18 protein-coding genes, 1 tRNA gene and 1 pseudogene are annotated in these 19,060 nt (G+C 44.5%); 5 read left to right on the forward strand and 15 right to left on the reverse strand.

Annotated features, from left to right (window positions below):
• Positions 1-120 precede the first annotated feature (120 nt).
• Positions 121-843 carry an osmolarity response regulator transcription factor OmpR gene (ompR, locus tag GQ51_RS10935; protein WP_047552893.1) on the reverse strand — a complete coding sequence of 241 codons (723 nt, stop codon included), beginning with the start codon at positions 841-843 and terminating at the stop codon, positions 121-123.
• 302 nt (positions 844-1,145) lie between these two features.
• Between ompR and GQ51_RS10940 the strand changes: the two genes are divergently transcribed.
• Both GQ51_RS10940 and GQ51_RS10945 read left to right on the forward strand, forming a co-directional pair.
• The gene (locus GQ51_RS10940) at positions 1,146-1,742 is read left to right on the forward strand and encodes an EF-hand domain-containing protein (protein WP_235276212.1); all 597 of its coding nucleotides are present in this window, start codon (positions 1,146-1,148) and stop codon (positions 1,740-1,742) included.
• A 211-nt stretch (positions 1,743-1,953) separates the two neighbouring features.
• Positions 1,954-3,084 carry a GNAT family N-acetyltransferase gene (locus GQ51_RS10945; protein WP_047552897.1) on the forward strand — a complete coding sequence of 377 codons (1,131 nt, stop codon included), beginning with the start codon at positions 1,954-1,956 and terminating at the stop codon, positions 3,082-3,084.
• 101 nt (positions 3,085-3,185) lie between these two features.
• On the opposite strand, the gene GQ51_RS10950 is transcribed toward GQ51_RS10945, so the two are convergent.
• From GQ51_RS10950 to GQ51_RS10975, 6 genes are all read right to left on the reverse strand, one after another.
• Positions 3,186-3,473, reverse strand: a complete 288-nt coding sequence (locus GQ51_RS10950) for a calcium-binding domain-containing protein (protein WP_047552900.1) — start codon at positions 3,471-3,473, stop codon at positions 3,186-3,188.
• Between the two features lie 450 nt (positions 3,474-3,923).
• Complete coding sequence (locus GQ51_RS10955; RefSeq protein WP_047552903.1) at positions 3,924-4,265, reverse strand: c-type cytochrome; 342 nt, start codon at positions 4,263-4,265, stop codon at positions 3,924-3,926.
• A 250-nt stretch (positions 4,266-4,515) separates the two neighbouring features.
• On the reverse strand, positions 4,516-4,743 hold the full coding sequence (locus tag GQ51_RS10960; protein ID WP_047552906.1) for a hypothetical protein: 228 nt from the start codon (positions 4,741-4,743) through the stop codon (positions 4,516-4,518).
• Positions 4,736-5,557 (reverse strand): hypothetical protein, encoded by an 822-nt coding sequence (locus GQ51_RS10965; protein ID WP_160280010.1) that lies wholly within the window; start codon positions 5,555-5,557, stop codon positions 4,736-4,738. The genes GQ51_RS10960 and GQ51_RS10965 overlap by 8 nt, the downstream gene beginning before the upstream one ends.
• Positions 5,517-5,765: a phosphopantetheine-binding protein gene (locus GQ51_RS10970; RefSeq protein WP_047552912.1), complete on the reverse strand. Its 249-nt coding sequence runs from the start codon at positions 5,763-5,765 to the stop codon at positions 5,517-5,519. The genes GQ51_RS10965 and GQ51_RS10970 overlap by 41 nt, the downstream gene beginning before the upstream one ends.
• On the reverse strand, positions 5,758-6,822 hold the full coding sequence (locus tag GQ51_RS10975) for a hypothetical protein (protein WP_047552914.1): 1,065 nt from the start codon (positions 6,820-6,822) through the stop codon (positions 5,758-5,760). The genes GQ51_RS10970 and GQ51_RS10975 overlap by 8 nt, the downstream gene beginning before the upstream one ends.
• A 247-nt stretch (positions 6,823-7,069) precedes the next feature.
• Here GQ51_RS10975 and GQ51_RS12585 point away from each other — a divergent pair.
• The 3 genes and pseudogenes from GQ51_RS12585 to GQ51_RS10990 form a co-directional block, all read left to right on the forward strand.
• Positions 7,070-7,231 (forward strand): annotated as a pseudogene (locus GQ51_RS12585) (integrase); the annotation flags it as partial.
• A 55-nt stretch (positions 7,232-7,286) separates the two neighbouring features.
• Positions 7,287-7,565, forward strand: a complete 279-nt coding sequence (locus GQ51_RS10985; RefSeq protein WP_047552920.1) for a type II toxin-antitoxin system RelE/ParE family toxin — start codon at positions 7,287-7,289, stop codon at positions 7,563-7,565.
• 12 nt (positions 7,566-7,577) lie between these two features.
• Entirely contained in the window at positions 7,578-7,883 is a 306-nt protein-coding gene (locus GQ51_RS10990) for a HigA family addiction module antitoxin (RefSeq protein ID WP_047552923.1), read from the forward strand.
• A gap of 247 nt (positions 7,884-8,130) precedes the next feature.
• On the opposite strand, the gene GQ51_RS10995 is transcribed toward GQ51_RS10990, so the two are convergent.
• From GQ51_RS10995 to GQ51_RS11030, 8 genes are all read right to left on the reverse strand, one after another.
• Positions 8,131-11,229: a type I restriction endonuclease subunit R gene (locus GQ51_RS10995; RefSeq protein WP_047554167.1), complete on the reverse strand. Its 3,099-nt coding sequence runs from the start codon at positions 11,227-11,229 to the stop codon at positions 8,131-8,133.
• Positions 11,222-12,406: an AAA family ATPase gene (locus GQ51_RS11000; RefSeq protein WP_047552926.1), complete on the reverse strand. Its 1,185-nt coding sequence runs from the start codon at positions 12,404-12,406 to the stop codon at positions 11,222-11,224. Before GQ51_RS11000 ends, GQ51_RS10995 begins: the two co-directional genes overlap by 8 nt.
• A 1-nt stretch (position 12,407) precedes the next feature.
• On the reverse strand, positions 12,408-13,631 hold the full coding sequence (locus tag GQ51_RS11005) for a restriction endonuclease subunit S (RefSeq protein WP_047552929.1): 1,224 nt from the start codon (positions 13,629-13,631) through the stop codon (positions 12,408-12,410).
• Positions 13,632-13,633: 2 nt separating this feature from the next.
• Positions 13,634-15,184 (reverse strand): type I restriction-modification system subunit M, encoded by a 1,551-nt coding sequence (locus tag GQ51_RS11010; protein ID WP_047552931.1) that lies wholly within the window; start codon positions 15,182-15,184, stop codon positions 13,634-13,636.
• A gap of 487 nt (positions 15,185-15,671) precedes the next feature.
• Positions 15,672-15,748 (reverse strand) — tRNA-Met (locus tag GQ51_RS11015).
• A 199-nt stretch (positions 15,749-15,947) separates the two neighbouring features.
• On the reverse strand, positions 15,948-16,409 hold the full coding sequence (locus GQ51_RS11020; RefSeq protein WP_052177816.1) for a chemotaxis protein CheX: 462 nt from the start codon (positions 16,407-16,409) through the stop codon (positions 15,948-15,950).
• Positions 16,406-16,774: a response regulator gene (locus tag GQ51_RS11025; RefSeq protein WP_047552934.1), complete on the reverse strand. Its 369-nt coding sequence runs from the start codon at positions 16,772-16,774 to the stop codon at positions 16,406-16,408. The genes GQ51_RS11020 and GQ51_RS11025 overlap by 4 nt, the downstream gene beginning before the upstream one ends.
• The gene (locus GQ51_RS11030) at positions 16,771-18,903 is read right to left on the reverse strand and encodes an ATP-binding protein (protein ID WP_047552937.1); all 2,133 of its coding nucleotides are present in this window, start codon (positions 18,901-18,903) and stop codon (positions 16,771-16,773) included. The genes GQ51_RS11025 and GQ51_RS11030 overlap by 4 nt, the downstream gene beginning before the upstream one ends.
• Positions 18,904-19,060: the final 157 nt, after the last annotated feature.

Below are 19,060 nucleotides of genomic sequence, written 5' to 3' on the forward strand. Positions count from 1 at the left end.
AGCAGTGTTTTTGGTAAAAGTCGCAAGGTTAACCTGAAGAAAACGTTGGTTACAGGCGGCGCATGACATGTGAATTAAAGAATATCCAATTCAGGAAAACCGGGTGCCAGCGCCTGATATTCAGTCTACCTCGCCATCAGGGATGAAGACGTAACCAAAGCCCCACATGGTCTGCAGGTAGCGCGGATGCGCCGGGTCGGTTTCGATCAGCTTGCGCAGGCGCGATACCTGCACATCTATACTGCGGTCGAATACATCCAGTTCGCGTCCGCGCGCCAGTTGCATGAGCCTGTCCCTTGAGAGCGGCTGGCGCGGGTGGTCTACAAATACCTTGAGTAAAGCGAATTCGCCGCTGGTAATGGCAATGTTGTTGCCATTCTGGGTCAGTGAGCGGGTGGATGCGTTAAAGACAAAATCACCGATGGTGATATTTTCTGTATTGCTGGCCGGCGCGCTCGGTACGATGCGCTCATGCCGGCGCAGCACTGCATTGATGCGCGCCAGCAGTTCCCTCGGATTGAAAGGTTTGGGCAAGTAGTCATCCGCACCCATTTCCAGCCCGATGATTCTATCCACTTCATCGCCGCGCGCCGTCAGCATCACGATCGGCAGCATTGTGCCGCTGCCTCTTATCCGGCGGCAGATGGACAGGCCATCTTCACCAGGCAGCATCAGGTCTAAAACAATGAGATCAATAGATTCGTTTGCTAATGCCGTGTCCATTTCTTTTGCGTCGTTTGCCACTTTAACGGTGAAGCCCTGTTCGGTTAAATAGCGTTGCAATAGTTCGCGTAGGCGCACGTCATCATCTACTACCAAGATTCTTTTGTTCTGGTCGGTCATAATGTGTTGGAACCTTAATTTTTAATAGAATTTTTCTGCAATTTGTAAGTCCTATACCTTAAATTTTGCAGTAAACGAAGTGTAAGCTAATTGAACCGAATATTAAAGTTTTGTCGGCAAAGTAGCTAGTTCATGGATTAAATAAAGGATGCAATAAAACGGCCTGATTTTTACAAATGCTTACAATTTGACTGTTTAGTGAAACATTCAATTTACAATCGTCATTCATGATTACGATACTCTTAAACCGGTATGGTTGATGTTGGAAAGTTGATTCTTTGAATTTAATTTTGCAAAATAATATGTCTATATCTAAAGTCGTCTGTCTGGCTATGTGCTTAGGTTTAGGGCTGTCGTTCAGCGTCACTGCTGGCGGCAGAAGCAATTTGGCTACTCCGGTGGATAAATCCAAACGCACGGTAGATGAAGATCGCCAATCAGAAGATGCCCAGAAAAATGAGGGTTTGCAGCAAACCCTCAACCTCAATTTTAGTCCCGAACATAGAGAAAAACTGCGCAAGGCGCTGGATGATTATGCGCGTTCTGTAGACCCCAGCCATGACCAGATTGAAGAGCGCCGCCGTGCCATGCAGGAAAGCATAGAAACCCGTTTCTTTGAAGCGGATATGGATGGTGACAGTACGCTCGACAGGCAGGAGGCCACGGAAAAACTGCCTCAGATTGCACGACATTTCAATAGTGTGGATACCAATCAGGATAACCTGATTTCATTAGGCGAGCTGGTTGAAGCGCAGGCGCGTATCATCGAACGTAGAAAAGCTGCGGATGCGGCGCTTGAGCAGCAGAAGCAGCAGAAACTGATGGAAGCTGAAGCGGCGTCTGTGGCCAAGCCAAAAAGCAAGCAGGCCAACAATAACTCTAAAAAGAAATCGCTCTAATCCCTCTCGCCCTTCCGCTTCAAACGCAAGCCAAATCCCGCAGCACTAGCCGCTTTTTCACGTTGATCATTTTTATATCGATGTATCTCGATTTCTTCAAGTAATGCCATCAACAAGTAACGCCATTAATGTTGGCAGTTGCCCGCAGTAAACTTAGCTGTTAACTTAACTCCTTTGAAGCTTGTCTTTTTGCAAGCGTTTTAAGGTCTGGATGCATTTAACACTGCAAATTACAGAGAGCATGGCAGCCGTGGATGCTGCCGAATGGGATGCGCTCACCGGTGGCATGCCTTTGCTAAGCCATGCTTTCCTGAGTGCGCTTGAAACTTCAGGCTCGGTAGGAGGCGAGACTGGCTGGCAACCCAGCCATATGCTGGTGCTGGATGATGGCAAACTGGCAGGCGCCATGCCGCTTTATATTAAAAGCCATTCATACGGTGAGTATGTATTCGATTGGGCTTGGGCCGAGGCTTATGCGCGTAACGGCCTGCGTTATTACCCTAAACTGTTATCTGCCATTCCGTTTACCCCGATTACCAGCCAGAGATTATTGGGCGGCCGGTCGGAAATTCAAGGCCTGATGCTGGCAGCAGTGACGCAGATCATGGATGCACAGCAGCTATCTTCCGCGCATGTGCTGTTTCCGGACAATGATTCTGCTGATGCACTCAATCAAGCGGGGTGGCTGAAACGCGACGGCGTACAGTTCCGCTGGCAGAATGAGAATTTTCAGGATTTTGACGCATTTCTGAATGTCCTGAGCCATGACAAACGCAAAAAGATCCGTCAGGAACGTAACAGGATCGCGGCATCAGGCATTGTTTGCAAGCAAGTCAAAGGTGCGGATATCACGCCTGAGCAATGGGCATTTTTTTATCGGTGTTATAAGAATACTTATTTCGAACACCATTCTTCACCCTATCTGACACCGGCTTTCTTTGAACAGATCGGCAGGACTATGCCGCAGAATATTCTGCTGATACTGGCTTATGCCGACAATGAGGCGGTGGCCGCGGCGTTGAATATTTACCATCGAACAACGCTGTATGGGCGCTATTGGGGTGCATTATCGTATGTGCCGAATCTGCATTTCGAGCTTTGTTACTATCAGGCGCAGGAGTTCTGTATTCGTGAAAATATTGCATATTTTGAGGGAGGTGCGCAGGGTGAGCATAAGCTGGCACGCGGTTTTAAACCCAGGCCGACCTGTTCATACCATAAAATTGCGCACCCCCAGTTTGCACGCGTGATTGCAGACTTCGTGCGTCGTGAATCAGAAGGTGTAGATGCCTACACCGATGAACTGGAGCAGCGTGCGCCATTTAAGGTTAGGCCGGAATAGGGTGACATGAGATAAAAAAAAGAGGGTAGCTGCTCAATTTATGCAACAACCCTCTTGGTCATGCGAACCCTGACCGGTTTGAGCCTGAACTGGCGATCTAATTATTTTGCATGGCGCTCACATTTGTCATGCATGGATTTGCGTTCAGCCTCATCTACCTTGCCATCCTTGTTGGCATCCAGCTTAGAGAACATTTTCTCGGCCTGTTTCTGGTGTTTTGCCATGAACTCCTCTTTGCTGATGACACCATCCTTATTTGCATCAGCATCTTGCCAACTGTGCATTTGCGCCCCGGCATGGTCGCCGCTCATTTCGTGGTGGTCTGCATAGGCAGTCTGTACCAGACCTAGTAGTAATGAAGATATAGCGAGGATTGGTAGTGTTTTCATTATGGGTCCTTTAGTGAATGATTGTTAATGAGTCGTGAGCAGGCAGGTCATGCCACTATATAAAACCAATGTAACTATGATTGCCAAAGCAACACCTAAGTTCAGCTAAGGTAGCTGCCTACGTGTTTTGAAATGTAAATAATTTGTAAAATCTGCTGAAAACACTTGCAATGCGTGAAAGGCAGGTAAATAAAGGCCTCTGGTTATGCACATCATTAAAAATTAATTGGCGGGAAAGCAAAAAAATCCTTACCAATCAACATCTGTTTTGTAACCAATTGATTTTAAACGATTAATTTATAGGTTTAAATTTTGTGCGATTATAAGAAATCGTTATAAATCTGTTAGTTACGGATTTATTACACAAGTAATCACAAAGTTATCCACAGTTTTTGTGGAGAAACATTGATGCACAGCCTTGCCTGAAAATTCTGCAATAAAGCTGGGGATTTACTTTTTGCGGGCGACCGTGTCGGCAACCGGGTAGTGATAGTAAAGCGTGTTCAGGTGCCTGGCGACATTCTCAATATCGTTGTGATCCCATTTAAGGTTGGCAATGTTTTGCCATAGATTTACTTGGGCTACCAGGCTGGGCCAATCGGCAGCTTTTTTATTGGCAAGCCAGTGCGGCTGTTCATTATGGCAGGATATGCAGTGCAGGGAGTAGAGTAGTTTCCCGCGAGAAATGTCGTTGCCTGCTGATCCGTCGGCAAGGGCTGGGCTGGTTAGCGATAGCAGGAATAAGGCAAGTGCAGGTGAGCGGATGACTGATTTTACAGGATGAAGATTCATGGTCTTTTTCTCTGAGCAAGCGTGTCAATAAGATTGGTATTGAATATCCGCCTTTAAGCCTGATCGGTCAATATGCGTATGCACTTATTGCGGCCATGAAGGAGTTTTAATGATATTTCTGGGGTGTGGCGGCGTGGGCGTGATTGCCGGGCAAAAAAATAGCGCTTCTGCAAGGAAGCGCTTATAAAATTGGAGAAAATATATTGCATATCAATATATGCGCTCATATTAATCAGTAATAATTAATGAATTATTTCATATGGTTAATTAATTGTTTCATCTGTGGGTGAATACGTAATTTTATGTGTGCGGTTGATGCCGGCATAGGTTTTTCTGGGAGATTTTGTTGATTGTGCCATGAACCTGCGGCTGCGTGGGACGAAAAAGCACGCAGCCCCAGAGTTGCCGGCTCAGCCACAAGGATGGCGTTATTACTGGTGAATTTCAGGCTAGACAGGGCTGGTGCCTGCTTATTCAAAAATGTACCGTTTGGCGGATAAGTCTTTTTTAAAAGCTGCAGAAGCGTTAATGAAGCTTATAAAATTATCCACGCAATCCTCAGCCGAAGATGCATCCGAACGTTCGGATATTTCCAGGCAGATGCTGCCATCTGCCAGCATTTTGTATTTGCAGAAATACAAAGGCAGTTTGAAGCGATGCGCAAATTCAAATAGTGCTGGACTGATATAGCGGCATTTGCCGTTTTCATCCGGAAAGTCTACATCGCAGCATATAACGCCGGGGTTGTGAATCACCTTGCTTAGCTTTGCCAGGCAGTACGCATCGCTGTTAATGATATTTACAGCAGACTTTACGCCTGACCTGACGAATTTTCCGCTGGCGATTTGTTCGGGGACGTATGCAATAGTGGTGACATTGCATCCCAGATCCGAGAGCACCCTGGTCGTCAGCGCAAACTCATTATGCACGGTAAGCAATATGATCACTTCATTGGTGGAAGTGATGTTGATCAACTGCTTGTGGTCAAAAACCACATCCGGCACATAAGCAATCCTGAATTTTCTTAACCTTCTGGTGATGCAGCCCAGGAGTAGCTCGGGCTTGCTTAGCTGGTAATGATTTTCAAGCCGTGCCAGTAAAAAGTTGACGACAGGATGGTTCGACAATGCCTCCCAGTTTTTCCTGAAATAGAACTGGGAGCCCTGGTTCTTATTTAGCCTAAGGCAAATAAACAGGTGACTATCGATAATGACTTTTAACAGCAGCGTTGATAGTTTGTGCTGTTTTTTCTTAAACCGGGCCAGCATTTCTGATTCTGGCCATTTCTGCATCTACCGAGGATACATCTTCACAGAGCATGAAATTTTCGATAGCAATATCAACGCCCAGGTCATTATTGATTTTCATCAGCAGGTCAAGCACGTCAAGGCTGTCCAGCCTTAAATCGCGGATTTTAGTGTCTAGCGATATTTGAATGTTGCTCTTGTTGTTTGATATTTCAGCGAATATCTCGCATAGTTTTTTTTGATGTTCAGTCATAGATATCCACCTTTATACTTTCATAAATATTAAAAACATTGTCCGGGGTGCGATATTCCATCGTATTGATGATTAATTTCTTTTCCAGTTTTTCAAATCTGCTCTTAACAATATCCCAGATTTTTCTGCCGATTGGCATGCCCAGGCAGGTGTGCACGCCTGTTGCAAAATAGATTTGTGCATAACTTGGAAATTCAGATTGCTGATAGCCTGCGGAATCAAGATAAAGCCTGACTCTTTGCCCGGATAATACATTGACCCCGCCCATTGTGTTATCCCTGATCGATATTCTTTCAATGACAGGCACGCCAGTCGAAGGGATTTCTGAGTCCCACGCGATATTACTGCATGATTTATCCTGGTTCTTTGAAAGTATATAAGCTACAGACTCAGTGATCGTCCCTATTAAAGAATCCGCCCCCAGTGCCAATAACGATATACGGAAGTATTTATCATCATCGTTCATGTTTTCGGGAAATGAGTTAAGTATTTCCGCAATAATTTTATTTATTTGGATCCTTTTATTTAAAGACAGGGTCTCATCGAGAATCTGTGATAGCGAATCAAAGCTGATGTGTGGCGCTAGATTGTTGATTCCCGACAACACCAATAAACATGCCGTTAACGAAGGTCTTAAAATATCCTTAACGATATCGGCCGACTGGTGAACGGATAGCAATTGCATTCTGCTATCCAGTACCGTGGTGAAAGTCTCTAACGCCGCATCTGAATTTTTCAGTATCTCAACAGCGGAGCGCTTGCGGATGGCTTTATGCGCATCCCCGTTCTTGGCTATAGGGAAATAATCAACCAGCCTTGAAACGTGCTGCAGTTCAAAATTGAATCTTTGCAGAATGGTGTCAATCTTGTAGTCATGCACCGCATAATTCGCATCGTTCAAGATCAATCTAATGGTATCGGGATTGCTGCACATCCAGCGGTTTAATTCTGGCGACCACCAAAGATTTTTATTATTTTTATATAAAATATTTTTATCTTTATTCTTGTGCAGCAGATAGTCTGAGCATTTATCTATCATCAGGCGGGCTTTGAACATTTTATTTTAATGAAACATTATATTCTGATAGCTGAATAAGCATTATTAATGATTGTTAATTTCATTAACTCAAGAAACAACAGGGCAGGCCACGATTTATTGCTTGGTTTCAATCGAGAGGTTTTTAGTGTGCCATGGCGTATATAAAGAAAACGCCCCACTCTTTCGAATAAGGCGTCTTTATTGGGAAAGAGTCACCAGCACACTCCCTTGTATGCATTATATTTATTGGACAGTAAAATTTTTTAGATTGCTTAATCATAAGATGACTAATGATGTGACTGCTGGCTATATCATTACCGATGTGGAGAGGTTGCGTATCCCGATGCAAAAAATTACAGATTACATTACTGCACAATTTGGCGTTAAACAGTCAGCTTTGATATTGCCACTTCAACGGCATGCCTAATTGTATTGACATCCGTAACGTTACGCGTTACAGTATTTAAAATTGTAAATAAAAAATGATTAAAACATTCAAACATAAAGGGCTCAAAGATTTCTTTGAGAGTGGAAGCAAAGCGGGGATAAGACCCGATCACGCTTCTAAATTAAGTCGCCAGTTAGTGCGTTTAGATATTGCTAAAGCACCTGCGGATATGAATTTACCAGGATGGAGGCTTCATTCTTTAGAAGGTGAGTTAGCTGGACATTATGCCGTAACGGTAAACGGTAACTGGCGAATGACTTTTATGTTTGACGGTGAAGATGCGATCCTGGTGGATTATCAGGACTATCACTAGAAAGGAATTGATATGAGCAGAATGCATAATCCGCCACATCCTGGCGAAACTTTGAGAGAAGATATTCTCCCCGCCCTCGGCTTGAGCGTGACCGAGGCAGCAGATCAACTTGGTGTTGCTCGCCCATCTTTATCACGTGTGCTTAACGGACACGCCGCTATTTCACCTGAGATGGCTTTACGTATAGAAAAATGGCTAGGTATCGAGAATGGCGGCAGTGCCAACTTATGGTTGGCAGCACAAGCTTCTTATGATTTGTGGCAAGCCAGAAGTAAATTCAATGCGAAGGTGAAGCCTGCTGAACTGCAGGCAGCTTAAATTTAAGAAATAGCAGGGGGCAGGCCACGATTTATTGCTTGGTTTTAATCGAGAGGTTTTTAGTGTGCCATGGCGTATAAATGAAAACGCCCCAATCTTTCGAAAGGGGCGTCTTTATTGGTGGGAAAGAGTCAACCAAACAAACTCTTGCAAGCCATTAGATCAATGGGTTGATGCTGCCTTAAATTTTATAAATACCGTCATGACGTATTCTCAACTTGGATGGCGAAGCAGTGTTTGTCTAACATCAAACCTGCCCGCCCACACCTTTAAACTTCTCAACAAAAGCAGAAATTTTTTGGAATACGCTCTGCTTCTTTGTTAGATACTGTGGGTTCAGTGGGCTCATCTTTGGTAAAACAGCATTAAGTTCTGTGCCATTTTCACTGGCATACTCACGTCTTAATGATGCCGCGATATAGCGCTTGGCAGCTTCAGCATTGAGACTCTCAGCAGCAATCAAAGCTTCAGCCTCACGTTGTTGCTCAGCTTGTGCAAATGCGAAGAAAGCTTCAATGATGCTAGCTTTGTCTAAAATCTCGTCCAAGTTGGTTTGATTAATAAAATCAACAATCAGACTTTCTTTGGCGCGGTTGCCTATGCTTGCACGAATAACTCGCCGAGCTTCCTCAACCAGTGAGGCCTTATCTTTTATCTTTTTATTATGTTCAAAAATCAGCTCAAGGATGTAATCCAGATTGATTTCTTGTGATCTAAGCAAGTCCACTTCAAAAACAACATCATCCCAATCAATGGTAGAAGCATCTTTTTCATTGGCTGCTTTTTCACGGCGGAGCCAGTCGCGAATATCGTTATACGTTGAACGATAATCTTGAATGGTACGCTCGGCTGGTACCTTAATCGCTTGCATGACTGCCAAATCATCATCGCTTAAATAGTATTTAGCTTTAAAGGCTTCTACAGCCTTAGCGTCACTTAAATCCAGACCTTGCAAGTCTTTCAAGCTGGCAAACTCATCGTAGTTTTGTAGAATATTTTCAACGCGTAAATACTCCCCAAACAACTTGGCAAAATCTTTTTTATCTTGTTCTTTAACAATCTCGTCAGGGTTAGGGAAGCGCGCTTGCAGCTCTGTCACCACGTCCAAATAACCGCGTCGTGCTTCACCCGTCGCTACATCGGTATAGCCTTCCATATATTCTTTGTAGCTCTTCTCCAGCACCACATTTCTAGTATTGTTGTCGCCAAACAGGGTAATCGCATCAATCGTGGCTTGTTCTAAATCTCTAAACGTCACAATATTGCCAAAGGTCTTAGTGGCATCATAAATACGATTGGTGCGTGAATAGGCTTGCATCAAACCGTGAAAACGTAGGTTTTTATCTACGAACAAGGTGTTCAAGGTGGGGGCATCAAAGCCAGTTAAAAACATACCCACCACAATCAGTAAATCTACTTCCTGATTCTTTACCTTTAAGGCAAGGTCGCGGTAGTAGTTTTGAAACTCTTTGCTATCAACGCCAAAATTAGTCTTAAACATAGCGTTGTAATCAGTAATCGCAGCACTTAAAAACTCTTTGGCGCTACTATCCATTGCTGAAGGTTCAAAACTCTCCTCAACAATATCGCCTACTGCGTCTTGCTCTTCATTAGCAGCAAAGGAGAAAATTGTTGCAATTTTGAGTGGTCTTGCACTTTCTTTCTGCAAGTTCTTTATCGACTCATAATACAACTTGGCAGCATCCACACTGCTTACGGCAAACATGGCATTAAAGCCTTTTCCATTTGCACTTAAACGATGTGTTTTTTGCCTAAAGTTATTTAAGATGTACTGCGAAATCTCCTTAATGCGGTCAGGGTGCAACAGGGCTTGCTTGTTTTCTGCGGCCGTGAGTTTTTTTTCATTTTGCTCAGACTCAATCGCCTTAAACTGTGGGCGCACATCGTTGTAGTCCACCTTGAACTTGAGCACCTTCTCATCGCGTATCGCATCGGTAATCACATACGAATGCAGCTCACGCCCAAACACACTGGCAGTAGTCTCTGCCCCCAAAGCGTTTTTAGGAAAAATTGGCGTACCTGTAAACCCAAACTGGAAGAACTTTTTAAACTTCTTGTTTAGGTTTTTTTGAGCTTCACCAAATTGGCTTCTGTGGCATTCATCAAAAATAAACACCACTTGCTGGTTGTAAATCGGCAAGTCACCTTCGCTTTTCATCAAGTTATTAAGTTTTTGAATGGTGGTGACGATGATTTTATTATCATCTTTCTCAAGGTTACGCTTGAGCCCCGCAGTGCTGTCAGAACCATTGACGCTATCAGGTGAAAAGCGCTGATACTCCTTCATGGTTTGGTAATCGAGGTCTTTGCGGTCAACCACAAAGAAAACCTTTTCAACAAAAGCCAGCTCCGTCGCCAAACGTGCTGCTTTAAAGCTAGTTAAGGTCTTACCCGATCCTGTGGTGTGCCAAACATAGCCACTGCCTTCCAGCGTACTCCAGCTTTTGCTTTGGTAGGCGCAATTGATTTTCCACAAAATACGCTCAGTCGCCGCAATTTGGTAAGGGCGCATTACCAGCAATGTGTCGCTTACATCAAACACCGAGTAAGTCAGCAACACATTGAGCAAGGTATTTTTTTGAAAAAACGTGGCGGTAAAGTCTTTTAAGTCTTTAATCAAGGTGTTGTCAGACTTCGCCCAATTCATGGTGAAATCAAAACTGTTTTTATCGCGCTTGGTGGTGTTGGCAAAATAACGGCTATCCGTGCCGTTAGAAATCACGAAAATCTGCAAATACTTAAATAGTGAGTTTTCAGTATTAAAGCTTTCTTTGCTGTAGCGATGTACCTGATTAAACGCCTCGCGTATCGCTACCCCGCGTTTTTTTAGCTCCACTTGCACCAAAGGCAAGCCATTCACCAACACCGTAACATCGTAGCGGTTAGCCTGCGTACCTTTTTGCTCAAACTGGCGAATCACCTGCACTTTATTACGAGCAATATTCTTTTTATCTAACAGGTAAATGTTCTGGATATGACCATCATCAAACACAAAATCGTGGATGTAGTTGTCATGAATTTTTCGGGTTTTGTCGGTAATGCTATCGCTAGGTTTGTCTAAGTAGGTTTCAATAAAACGCTGCCATTCACCGTCTAAAAATTGCACTTTATTCAGCGTTTGTAGCTGTTCACGCACATTGGCAAGCATCGCCTTGCTGGTTTTTAAGTCGTGCAAGTATTCATAGCCTTGTTTCTGCAAGTCAGCAATAAACTCACGTTCTAAATCATATTCACTTTGATAAGATTGGTTGACCTGCCATTCCTTTGTGTATTTATCTAAAACGATAAAATTGGTGGATTCAGCAATCGTTTTGTAATCACTCATTTTGTGCATTCTGTTTCCTGAATCCATATTCACTACTTAAAAAATTAACGAGCTCTTCTAGTTTTTCTTTATCCTTTGCTCCTACTTCACCAGTCTCTTCACCCGCGTGTGCAGAATGACTTGAAAGGTTTAGAAGTCGATTGGCAAAAACGTCTGGATTACCGTCCGCTTCTTTGGGTAGAAGATTTTCCCATTTATCATGGCCTAAAAAAGTAGTTGTTTTTTCCAAGATATTTCTCAGAAAGTTAAAGTGGTATTTTCTAATTTGGTTGCTACTAATAGCGTCTCTAATCTCAGATAGCAAAAGCAAGTGATATGAAAATGGCGTTTTACCGTCTAGCTTCGTGAGAACAAATGTCCCATCAGCACTCTTATCCAAACGGGATTTTTGTGCCTCCGCTGGTCTATATTTCCACTCAATGTTGTCAGCAGTTGGGTCTTTAGCCAGCTTGTTATTAAACTCATTGGAGAGGACATTATAAAAAAGTGGGTTATGTGTCGTGATGATAAATTTTAAGTCAGCAGAACAATTTTTAACCAGCTTCGCTAAATCAACTGCCAACTCAATTAGATGATTATCATCGAGTGAACTCACAGGGTCATCAATGAACACATACTCTAATTTATTGAAATCATTGGTGCTTCTATCATCTTCAGGGCTACTTAGCTCCTCTACAATCAGATCTAAAAGGCTATAAAAAATGCACCAAATCAGATTACTTTCTTCACCCTTAGAAATCTTAATGGGGACTCTATGCTCGTCACCTCGTATTGCAAAGTAAATCTCAGTGAAATCATCACTAAATTTAGGCTCAATGTTGGTATTCGTTAGCCTTTGAAAGTGATCAATTATTTTTGGACCTTGTCCTTGTTCTTCGAGTACCCATTTGGTGAAAACGTTGGGGTGGATTTTTAGCTTTCTATCTTGATCACCGTTTAAGTCGTTATCCCAATAAAACAGGTCTTCGGTGAAGGCGTTGTAATAAAGAATATTTTTACGTGACAGCTCTGATGCTTCGGCATTATCTTCCTCTTCAGCATCATTTTCTTCTGCAAGTGGGTTCTTGAACTCTAGAGAAAGGCGCGTTTTGCCAGTGCCATTAAAGGCATAGATAAGTTGAACCTTTTTATTGGCATCCTTCAGTTGCTGGGCAATTTCAGTTAATGTCTGTCCCATGCTATGCCGCTACTTCTTCAGGCTTGGGAAAGTTCAACAGCAAATTGCGGTAATACTCGTATTGCTTCTGGCGCAATGCAATTTCGCGGGGCAAGCCTTCAGTGAGGGAATTGGTCAGGGCGTCGAATTTGTCGAGGATGGCGACGATGCGGATTTTCTCTGAAGGTGAAGGATTTGGAATGGAGATGTTGTTTAAGTTCTTTTGGTTTAATTTAGGTTGAGCTGCCCCTGAGATGTATGGCGTTAAGTCCATATTATTTAGATAGAACTCAACAAATCTTCGCTCTGCATATGTATTGAATTTAAGCACGTGGGCGTGATTATTTACCCAGCTTTTACCGCTTATACTAAATGCTATCGGTGTGCTTCTAGCAACTAAATTTGCACCATCTTCTGAAACAAGTAAATAATCACCATCAAAAATATAGTCTTTTACATAATCAACTATTCCAGATGCACCGTAATAAGGAATTTCACCTGCATCTCTTAAACCGCTGGTTATAGGTTTACGCATCGAATCAAGATTCTCTGCAAGTTCCCCCAAAGTTTTCCACTCGACTTCCCCCTCTTCAAAACTCAACAACTGGTCGCGGTAATAGTTGTATTGTTTTTTTCGGGCTGTAAGCTCCGCTGTAAGCTCCGCTGTAAGCTCCGCTGTAAGCTCCGTAAAACTGTCCAAAATGTGGACAATTTCCGCTTGAATTTCAAGCGATTTTTTTTGGTTTTCTGGGCAGGGAATGGGGATTTTTATATCAAGAACAGCAGCCATATTCGGGTGCTTTATCCCTGAGCCTCTATAAAATGAACTTAATATTTCAAGGTTGTTCAGCAAAAAATAGTAGAGAAATTTGGTGTTCAAGTAATTTGTGTCATTAGAAGTTGCAATACGGTTGTCTGATGTTAAAAACTTTCCTTTAAAGTACTGAACTACTGCATCCCCACCCCAAGGAATAGCTATAACCTCACCATCGCTAACTTTATCTCCAGCCAGTTCCTCTGTTGTGTATTTATTCGATATGTTTGTTGTTAATAGCTTTACATTGCCGTCTATAGTTACCAATGAATTTAGCTCTTTGGCAAGGAAATAGTGGTATTTGATAACATTGGGTTGCTTATGACTTTCAACTGCATTAAATTTTTTGTCCCACGTCGTGACTTCCCAGAGTGCTCTCCATTCCACCTCGACCCCATCCAGCAGCCTGTCCATAAATTTCACGCTGCTCATGCCTACAGCTCCTCGCCTTCAATCTCGGTGACGATGGCATCAATCTCTTTGCGTAGCTGGTCAATTTTAGCCACGGTGGTTTTCAGCTCTGCATTGAGCTGAGCAATGTCCACCACTTCGCGGTTGTCTTTGGCTTCGACATAGCTGCTCACCGATAGGTTGTAATCGTTGGCGGCCACCTGCTCAAAGGGTACAGATTTGGCGAGGTGATCGATATTCATCTTGCTATCAAAAACCTGCATAATTTGTTCAATATGAGCATCGGTGAGGATATTGTTATTGGTTTCTTTTTTAAACAGGCCGCTGGCCTCAATAAACTGGGTGTTGGTGTCGGTTTTGTGTTTGGAGAGCACCAGAATAGTGACGGCGATGGTGGTACCAAAAAACAAATTGGGCGCGAGCGAAATAATGGTTTCAACATAATTGTTATCAACCAGGTATTTGCGTATTTTTTGCTCAGCTCCGCCACGGTAAAAAATACCCGGAAAGCAGACAATGGCAGCACGGCCTTTGCTAGATAAATAACTGAGCGCATGCAGTACAAAGGCGAAGTCCGCCTTGGATTTTGGTGCCAACACACCTGCGGGGGCAAAGCGCTCATCGTTAATCAGCGTGGGGTCGTCGCTACCTATCCAATTGACTGAATAAGGCGGGTTGGAGACGATGGCATCAAAGGGCTTTTCATCGCCAAAATGCGGGTCTAATAAGGTATTACCCAGCGCAATATCAAACTTGTCGTAGTTGATGTTGTGCAAAAACATATTCATCCGTGCCAAGTTGTAGGTGGTGTGGTTGATCTCCTGACCAAAAAAGCCTTCTTCAATGATATGGTCGTCAAATTGTTTTTTTGCTTGCAGCAATAGCGAGCCCGAACCCGCCGCTGGGTCATAAATTTTATTGACGCTGGTTTGTTTGTGCATGGCCAGTTGTGCAATGAGTTTAGACACATGCTGTGGTGTGAAAAACTCACCGCCTGACTTACCTGCATTGGCGGCATAGTTGGAAATTAAAAACTCGTAGGCATCGCCAAACAGGTCGATTTTGTTATCTTCAAAATTGCCAAAACGAAGACCTTCAACGCCTTTGAGCACCGCAGCCAATCGCATGTTTTTATCTTTAACGGTGTTACCTAGGCGATTGCTGGTGGTGTCAAAATCCGCAAATAAGCCTTTAATATCTTCTTCTGATGGGTAGCCGTTAGCTGAGCTTTCTATCGCGGAGAAGATGTTGGCTAAATCGGTATTTAAACTTTCATTGGTATTGGCCTTGGCGGCAACATTGGTAAATAGCTGACTAGGGTAAATGAAATACCCCTTGGTTTTAATAGCATCGTCTTTTATTTCTGCGGTGATCACGTCATCACCGAGCTTGGCATAATCGATGCTATCATCGCCACCTTCGATGTAGTTAGCAAAGTTTTCGCTGATAAAGCGATAGAACAATGTGCCGAGTACATATTGCTTAAAATCCCAGCCATCGACAGAGCCACGCACATCATTGGCAATTTGCCAAATTTGGCGTTGCAGTTCGGCGCGTTGTTGGATGCTTGTCATTGTTGTACTCTTGTTTAAATTTGTTTTAAATAGTCATCTAACTAGATTGTTTTTGCATTGTACAGGCAAAGATAATCTAGTCTCGGCAAGAATTATATATCTCATTGATGCTAAAGATGGCTGTGACCAATTGAAATCGTCGATAGTTTAGCCTACGGATGAAGTCAGCTTTAATCCTTTTTCATTGAGCATCTGGATAAAGACGCTTACGTCCGCGGTTTCATCTGATCTATTAGAAACTATAGAAATGCTGGCATGCCTCAAGATTTCCGCCTGATGCTCTGCGCTCACAGATCCATCGCTATAAAAAGTTGTTAATACGCTTTCATGACCTAAGTTTTGGCTCCATGCTTTAAAGGCTTCAGGCGTTTTACATCTAAATAAAATTAATAAGGGTCAAAATTAATAAGGGTCAGACCACGATTTATAGCTAAAGCTGCTTTGCAGAAAAGAAAACGCCCCATTCTTTCGAATGGGGCGTCTTTATTGGTGGTGAAAGAGGGACTTGAACCCTCGACCCCAGGATTATGAATCCTGTGCTCTAACCAGCTGAGCTACATCACCTTGTAAACTTGTTTGCTTGTATTTCAGCAAGGCCGCAATTCTAGTGTTTTAGTGGTGAATTGTCAAAAAAAGTTTTTAACTTTTCCGGTTTATTTTTTACTATTCTGTTTTTGGCATGCAACATGGCCTGAGCCAGTGAATACAGGTCGTTTAAAGGCTGGTAGCGCCCGGCAGCAATGAGTGCCGGGCGCTATTGCATTTAACGGATTCTTGAAATATCCACTATCAGTGATGCGCTGTAATGCTTCCATTTAATAATGATCACATAGGCATAGGGGCGTGCCTGGTGGTCCAGGTTTTCTGGCAGGTGCGCGATTTTTTCCGGTATGGAGATGACCATGTTTTCGCCGAAATATTTGCGTGCGTTGCCTGAGATGGTGTTGGCGATTTCGCCTACGGCATCCAGCAGGTTTTCATCAGACTGGTTGGGTTCTTTCATGACCGTGAGCAAGTGCCGCAGCATGGCGCTGGGCGCCGAGAAGTAGAGCGCGCCTTCGTAGTCTGCACTGACTTTGATCATGCCGGTGTAGTCGTTCATCGGGAATGCGTTTTTGGCGAGGTATGCCACGCCGACCGATGCCGCTTCTTTTGTAATCTGTTTGAAATAGCCGCCTATTGCTTCAATAAAGATTTCAATGTCTTTTTCGCTTAAGTCGCTCATTCTTTTATTAGCTCCAGTAAGGCGTTCACGAGTTCTTCATCGGTAAATGGTTTGTACAGGAACCCGCTGGCGCCGTTTTTAAGTGCTTCAATCGCGGTGGCTTTGTCGCTGAGGGCGGATACGATCAGGATTTTTACCTCAGGGTTGAATTCAACCAGCAGGGTGGTGCATTCCACGCCATCCATTTCCGGCATGGTCAGGTCCATGGTGACCAGTTCCGGGCGTTCTTGCGTGAACAGCGCGAATGCATCGGTGCCGTTGCCAGCGGTACCCACGATTTCGATAGGCGGCAGCTTGGCATCTGTCATAATCCTTGAAATACGGCTTCTGATGATATTGGAGTCATCGACGATCATGAGTTTCATACAACGGCCTCTGTGGCATTCAGGTTAATGGAAGGTTTTGCGTGTTTGGAAAGCCGGAATGCGAACTGCGTGAACACATCGGCTTTGGTATCTATCTTGAGGTCTCCGCCGATTTCACTAATCAGGGATTGCACCAGATCCATGCCTATACCGCGGCCGGCGTCTTTATCCGTGCTGCTTGCAGTAGAAAATCCAGGTTCGAACAGTTTGCCTACAATCTCTTTGTCGCTTAACTGATTCACGGCGTCAGCTGCATAATTTCCGGACGACAGCATTGCAGTCCGGATGCGGCTGGGCACGATGCCTTGCCCGTCATCGCGTACGATAAAGTCAACTTCGCCTTCCTGATTCATGCGGGTGAAGATGGCGATTTCGCCATGAGCCGCCTTGCCTTTTGCTAGCCTGATGTCGGGTGACTCAATGCCATGGCAGATGCCGTTGCGTATCAACTGGATACCGATCTGCTGTAACTGATGCACGGTTTTGGTGTCCATCTGGTCGAGCAGGTCAATTTCCAGTTTCAGCTGCACTTTCTTGTTCTGGCTTTGGCTTACCTGTTCTGCCAGGCGTTGCAGGTTGCTGCCAACGCTGGTCGAGATGGAAGGCGGTTTGGCTGCGCTGTTGTTAGCCTGATGATGCGCCTGCATCACGGTTGAAATCGTTTCAATCTGCCTGATCTGTTCAAGCATGCCGCTGAGCATCACCGGCAGGCTCAGGATTTCCTGCGCATCCCACTCGTCCTTTTTACGCAGCGTTACCAGGTGTTCTTCAAATTCATGTGCCAGTGTTTCAATCGCGACTAAGCCCATGGCCGCCGCTTCGCCCTTGATGGCGTGAATGATGCGGAAGCACTGGTTGGCCAGGTCGGCATGATTCGCTGCACGTTTATCCGCATTGGCCAGTATGCCGTTCAGCGATTCAAGGCTGTCATGGGCATGGCTCAGGAAGTCCTGTAACTGGTATGTATCGGCCTGCAGCAACTTTTTCAGCAATTCAAGATTAATGCTCGATTGGCCTTTCAGTGCGGCGAGCTCTTCCGCCTGGGTGACCTGTTCGGTGACATCCTGCACGGTGACCAGCAGGTGCAGAACACGTTTATCTTCAACCACGCGGTTAAACTGAAAACTCAGGTAGCGCGGTTCCGTATCGGTTTTCGCCTGCACTTTTACCTGCGTGAGCGGATTCAGGCTCAGCATCAGGTTCTCTTTCACCTTGTTGCCGAACAGCAACTGAATATAATCTTTGGCCGAGGTGTAAATCTCGGCTGAAACCAGTTGCTCCAGAATCGGCATGAACGGCATGTGAGCGCTGACTTCATGCTGCAAGATTTTTCCAATGGAACTGGAAAACTGGCTGCCTATATTTAACTCCGGATCCAGCAGGAACAAACCTTCTTTTACCGTATTCAGTATCTCGGCGGTTTCGCGCTGGGCTTTTTCAATCTCGCCATCGGCTGAGCGCAGCTTGCGCAGCGCATTGAATACAATGTTGGCAAACAGCAGCAGGGACAGCACTAGCGCAATGGTCTGGATCAGCTGCAGGTTGCCGGCTTTGGCTTTTGTGTTTTGCTCCAGTTGTGTGGTGAGGTCATTCATCAGTTTTAACAGCTTGAGATTGTTTGCGCGTGCATAGTCGGTGGCAATGTCCAGCGTCACCTCATCTACTACGCTGCTTTGAATCACCGGCTGTAGCAGTTGCTTATATGGCTGCCAGATCAGCAGGGCAGCATCCACGGCCTTGACCGCGGCATCGCCACTCACTTTTTGCAGCAATACGGGTTTCTCGTCGCCGCCAACTACGGTGCCGCCTGTTTTAAAGCCATTCAGCGTGGTGTCGAACAGGGTGCTGACTTTTTTGAGTTCTTCGGTGTTTTTCGGGTCAAACCTGCCTTGCGCGGCATCGACCTGAATAGACAGCAGCACTTTGGCCGTACGTTGCGAAAGCATGCGCTGGCGACCGGAAAGGTTGATGGATACCGCATCGCTATCGAGCGTAGATGAAGTGTAGAAGTTAAGGCCTAGCACGGCCAGGTTGAAAACCAGGAAAAGTGAGACGGCTAATATAATGCCGCGATATTTATTCAGCGTGCCTGCTTGTTGGTTTTTATTGGGCTTACTGTTACTGGACATGACTGCTCCTTATGCAATTGTTAAAAGATGCAATGGGTTAGAGGTCACCGTCGTTGGTGAGCGATGAATACTGGGTGGTAATGACTGGCCGGTGCCTTATTCTGATAAGCCGTTTTATCAAGGTGCCGGTTAATCTGGCGATACCTGTGCCATTAAA

It is taken from the genome of Methylotenera sp. G11, assembly GCF_000799735.1.
GTDB lineage: Bacteria > Pseudomonadota > Gammaproteobacteria > Burkholderiales > Methylophilaceae > Methylotenera.

Coding starts and splice junctions, on each gene's coding strand:
- ompR (WP_047552893.1), bottom strand. CDS start 843: ATGACCGACCAGAACAAAAGAATCTTGGTAGTAGATGATGACGTGCGC.
- GQ51_RS10940 (WP_235276212.1), top strand. CDS start 1,146: ATGTCTATATCTAAAGTCGTCTGTCTGGCTATGTGCTTAGGTTTAGGG.
- GQ51_RS10945 (WP_047552897.1), top strand. CDS start 1,954: ATGCATTTAACACTGCAAATTACAGAGAGCATGGCAGCCGTGGATGCT.
- GQ51_RS10950 (WP_047552900.1), bottom strand. CDS start 3,473: ATGAAAACACTACCAATCCTCGCTATATCTTCATTACTACTAGGTCTG.
- GQ51_RS10955 (WP_047552903.1), bottom strand. CDS start 4,265: ATGAATCTTCATCCTGTAAAATCAGTCATCCGCTCACCTGCACTTGCC.
- GQ51_RS10965 (WP_160280010.1), bottom strand. CDS start 5,557: ATGCAGAAATGGCCAGAATCAGAAATGCTGGCCCGGTTTAAGAAAAAA.
- GQ51_RS10970 (WP_047552912.1), bottom strand. CDS start 5,765: ATGACTGAACATCAAAAAAAACTATGCGAGATATTCGCTGAAATATCA.
- GQ51_RS10975 (WP_047552914.1), bottom strand. CDS start 6,822: ATGTTCAAAGCCCGCCTGATGATAGATAAATGCTCAGACTATCTGCTG.
- GQ51_RS10985 (WP_047552920.1), top strand. CDS start 7,287: ATGATTAAAACATTCAAACATAAAGGGCTCAAAGATTTCTTTGAGAGT.
- GQ51_RS10990 (WP_047552923.1), top strand. CDS start 7,578: ATGAGCAGAATGCATAATCCGCCACATCCTGGCGAAACTTTGAGAGAA.
- GQ51_RS10995 (WP_047554167.1), bottom strand. CDS start 11,229: ATGAGTGATTACAAAACGATTGCTGAATCCACCAATTTTATCGTTTTA.
- GQ51_RS11000 (WP_047552926.1), bottom strand. CDS start 12,406: ATGGGACAGACATTAACTGAAATTGCCCAGCAACTGAAGGATGCCAAT.
- GQ51_RS11005 (WP_047552929.1), bottom strand. CDS start 13,631: ATGAGCAGCGTGAAATTTATGGACAGGCTGCTGGATGGGGTCGAGGTG.
- GQ51_RS11010 (WP_047552931.1), bottom strand. CDS start 15,184: ATGACAAGCATCCAACAACGCGCCGAACTGCAACGCCAAATTTGGCAA.
- GQ51_RS11020 (WP_052177816.1), bottom strand. CDS start 16,409: ATGAGCGACTTAAGCGAAAAAGACATTGAAATCTTTATTGAAGCAATA.
- GQ51_RS11025 (WP_047552934.1), bottom strand. CDS start 16,774: ATGAAACTCATGATCGTCGATGACTCCAATATCATCAGAAGCCGTATT.
- GQ51_RS11030 (WP_047552937.1), bottom strand. CDS start 18,903: ATGTCCAGTAACAGTAAGCCCAATAAAAACCAACAAGCAGGCACGCTG.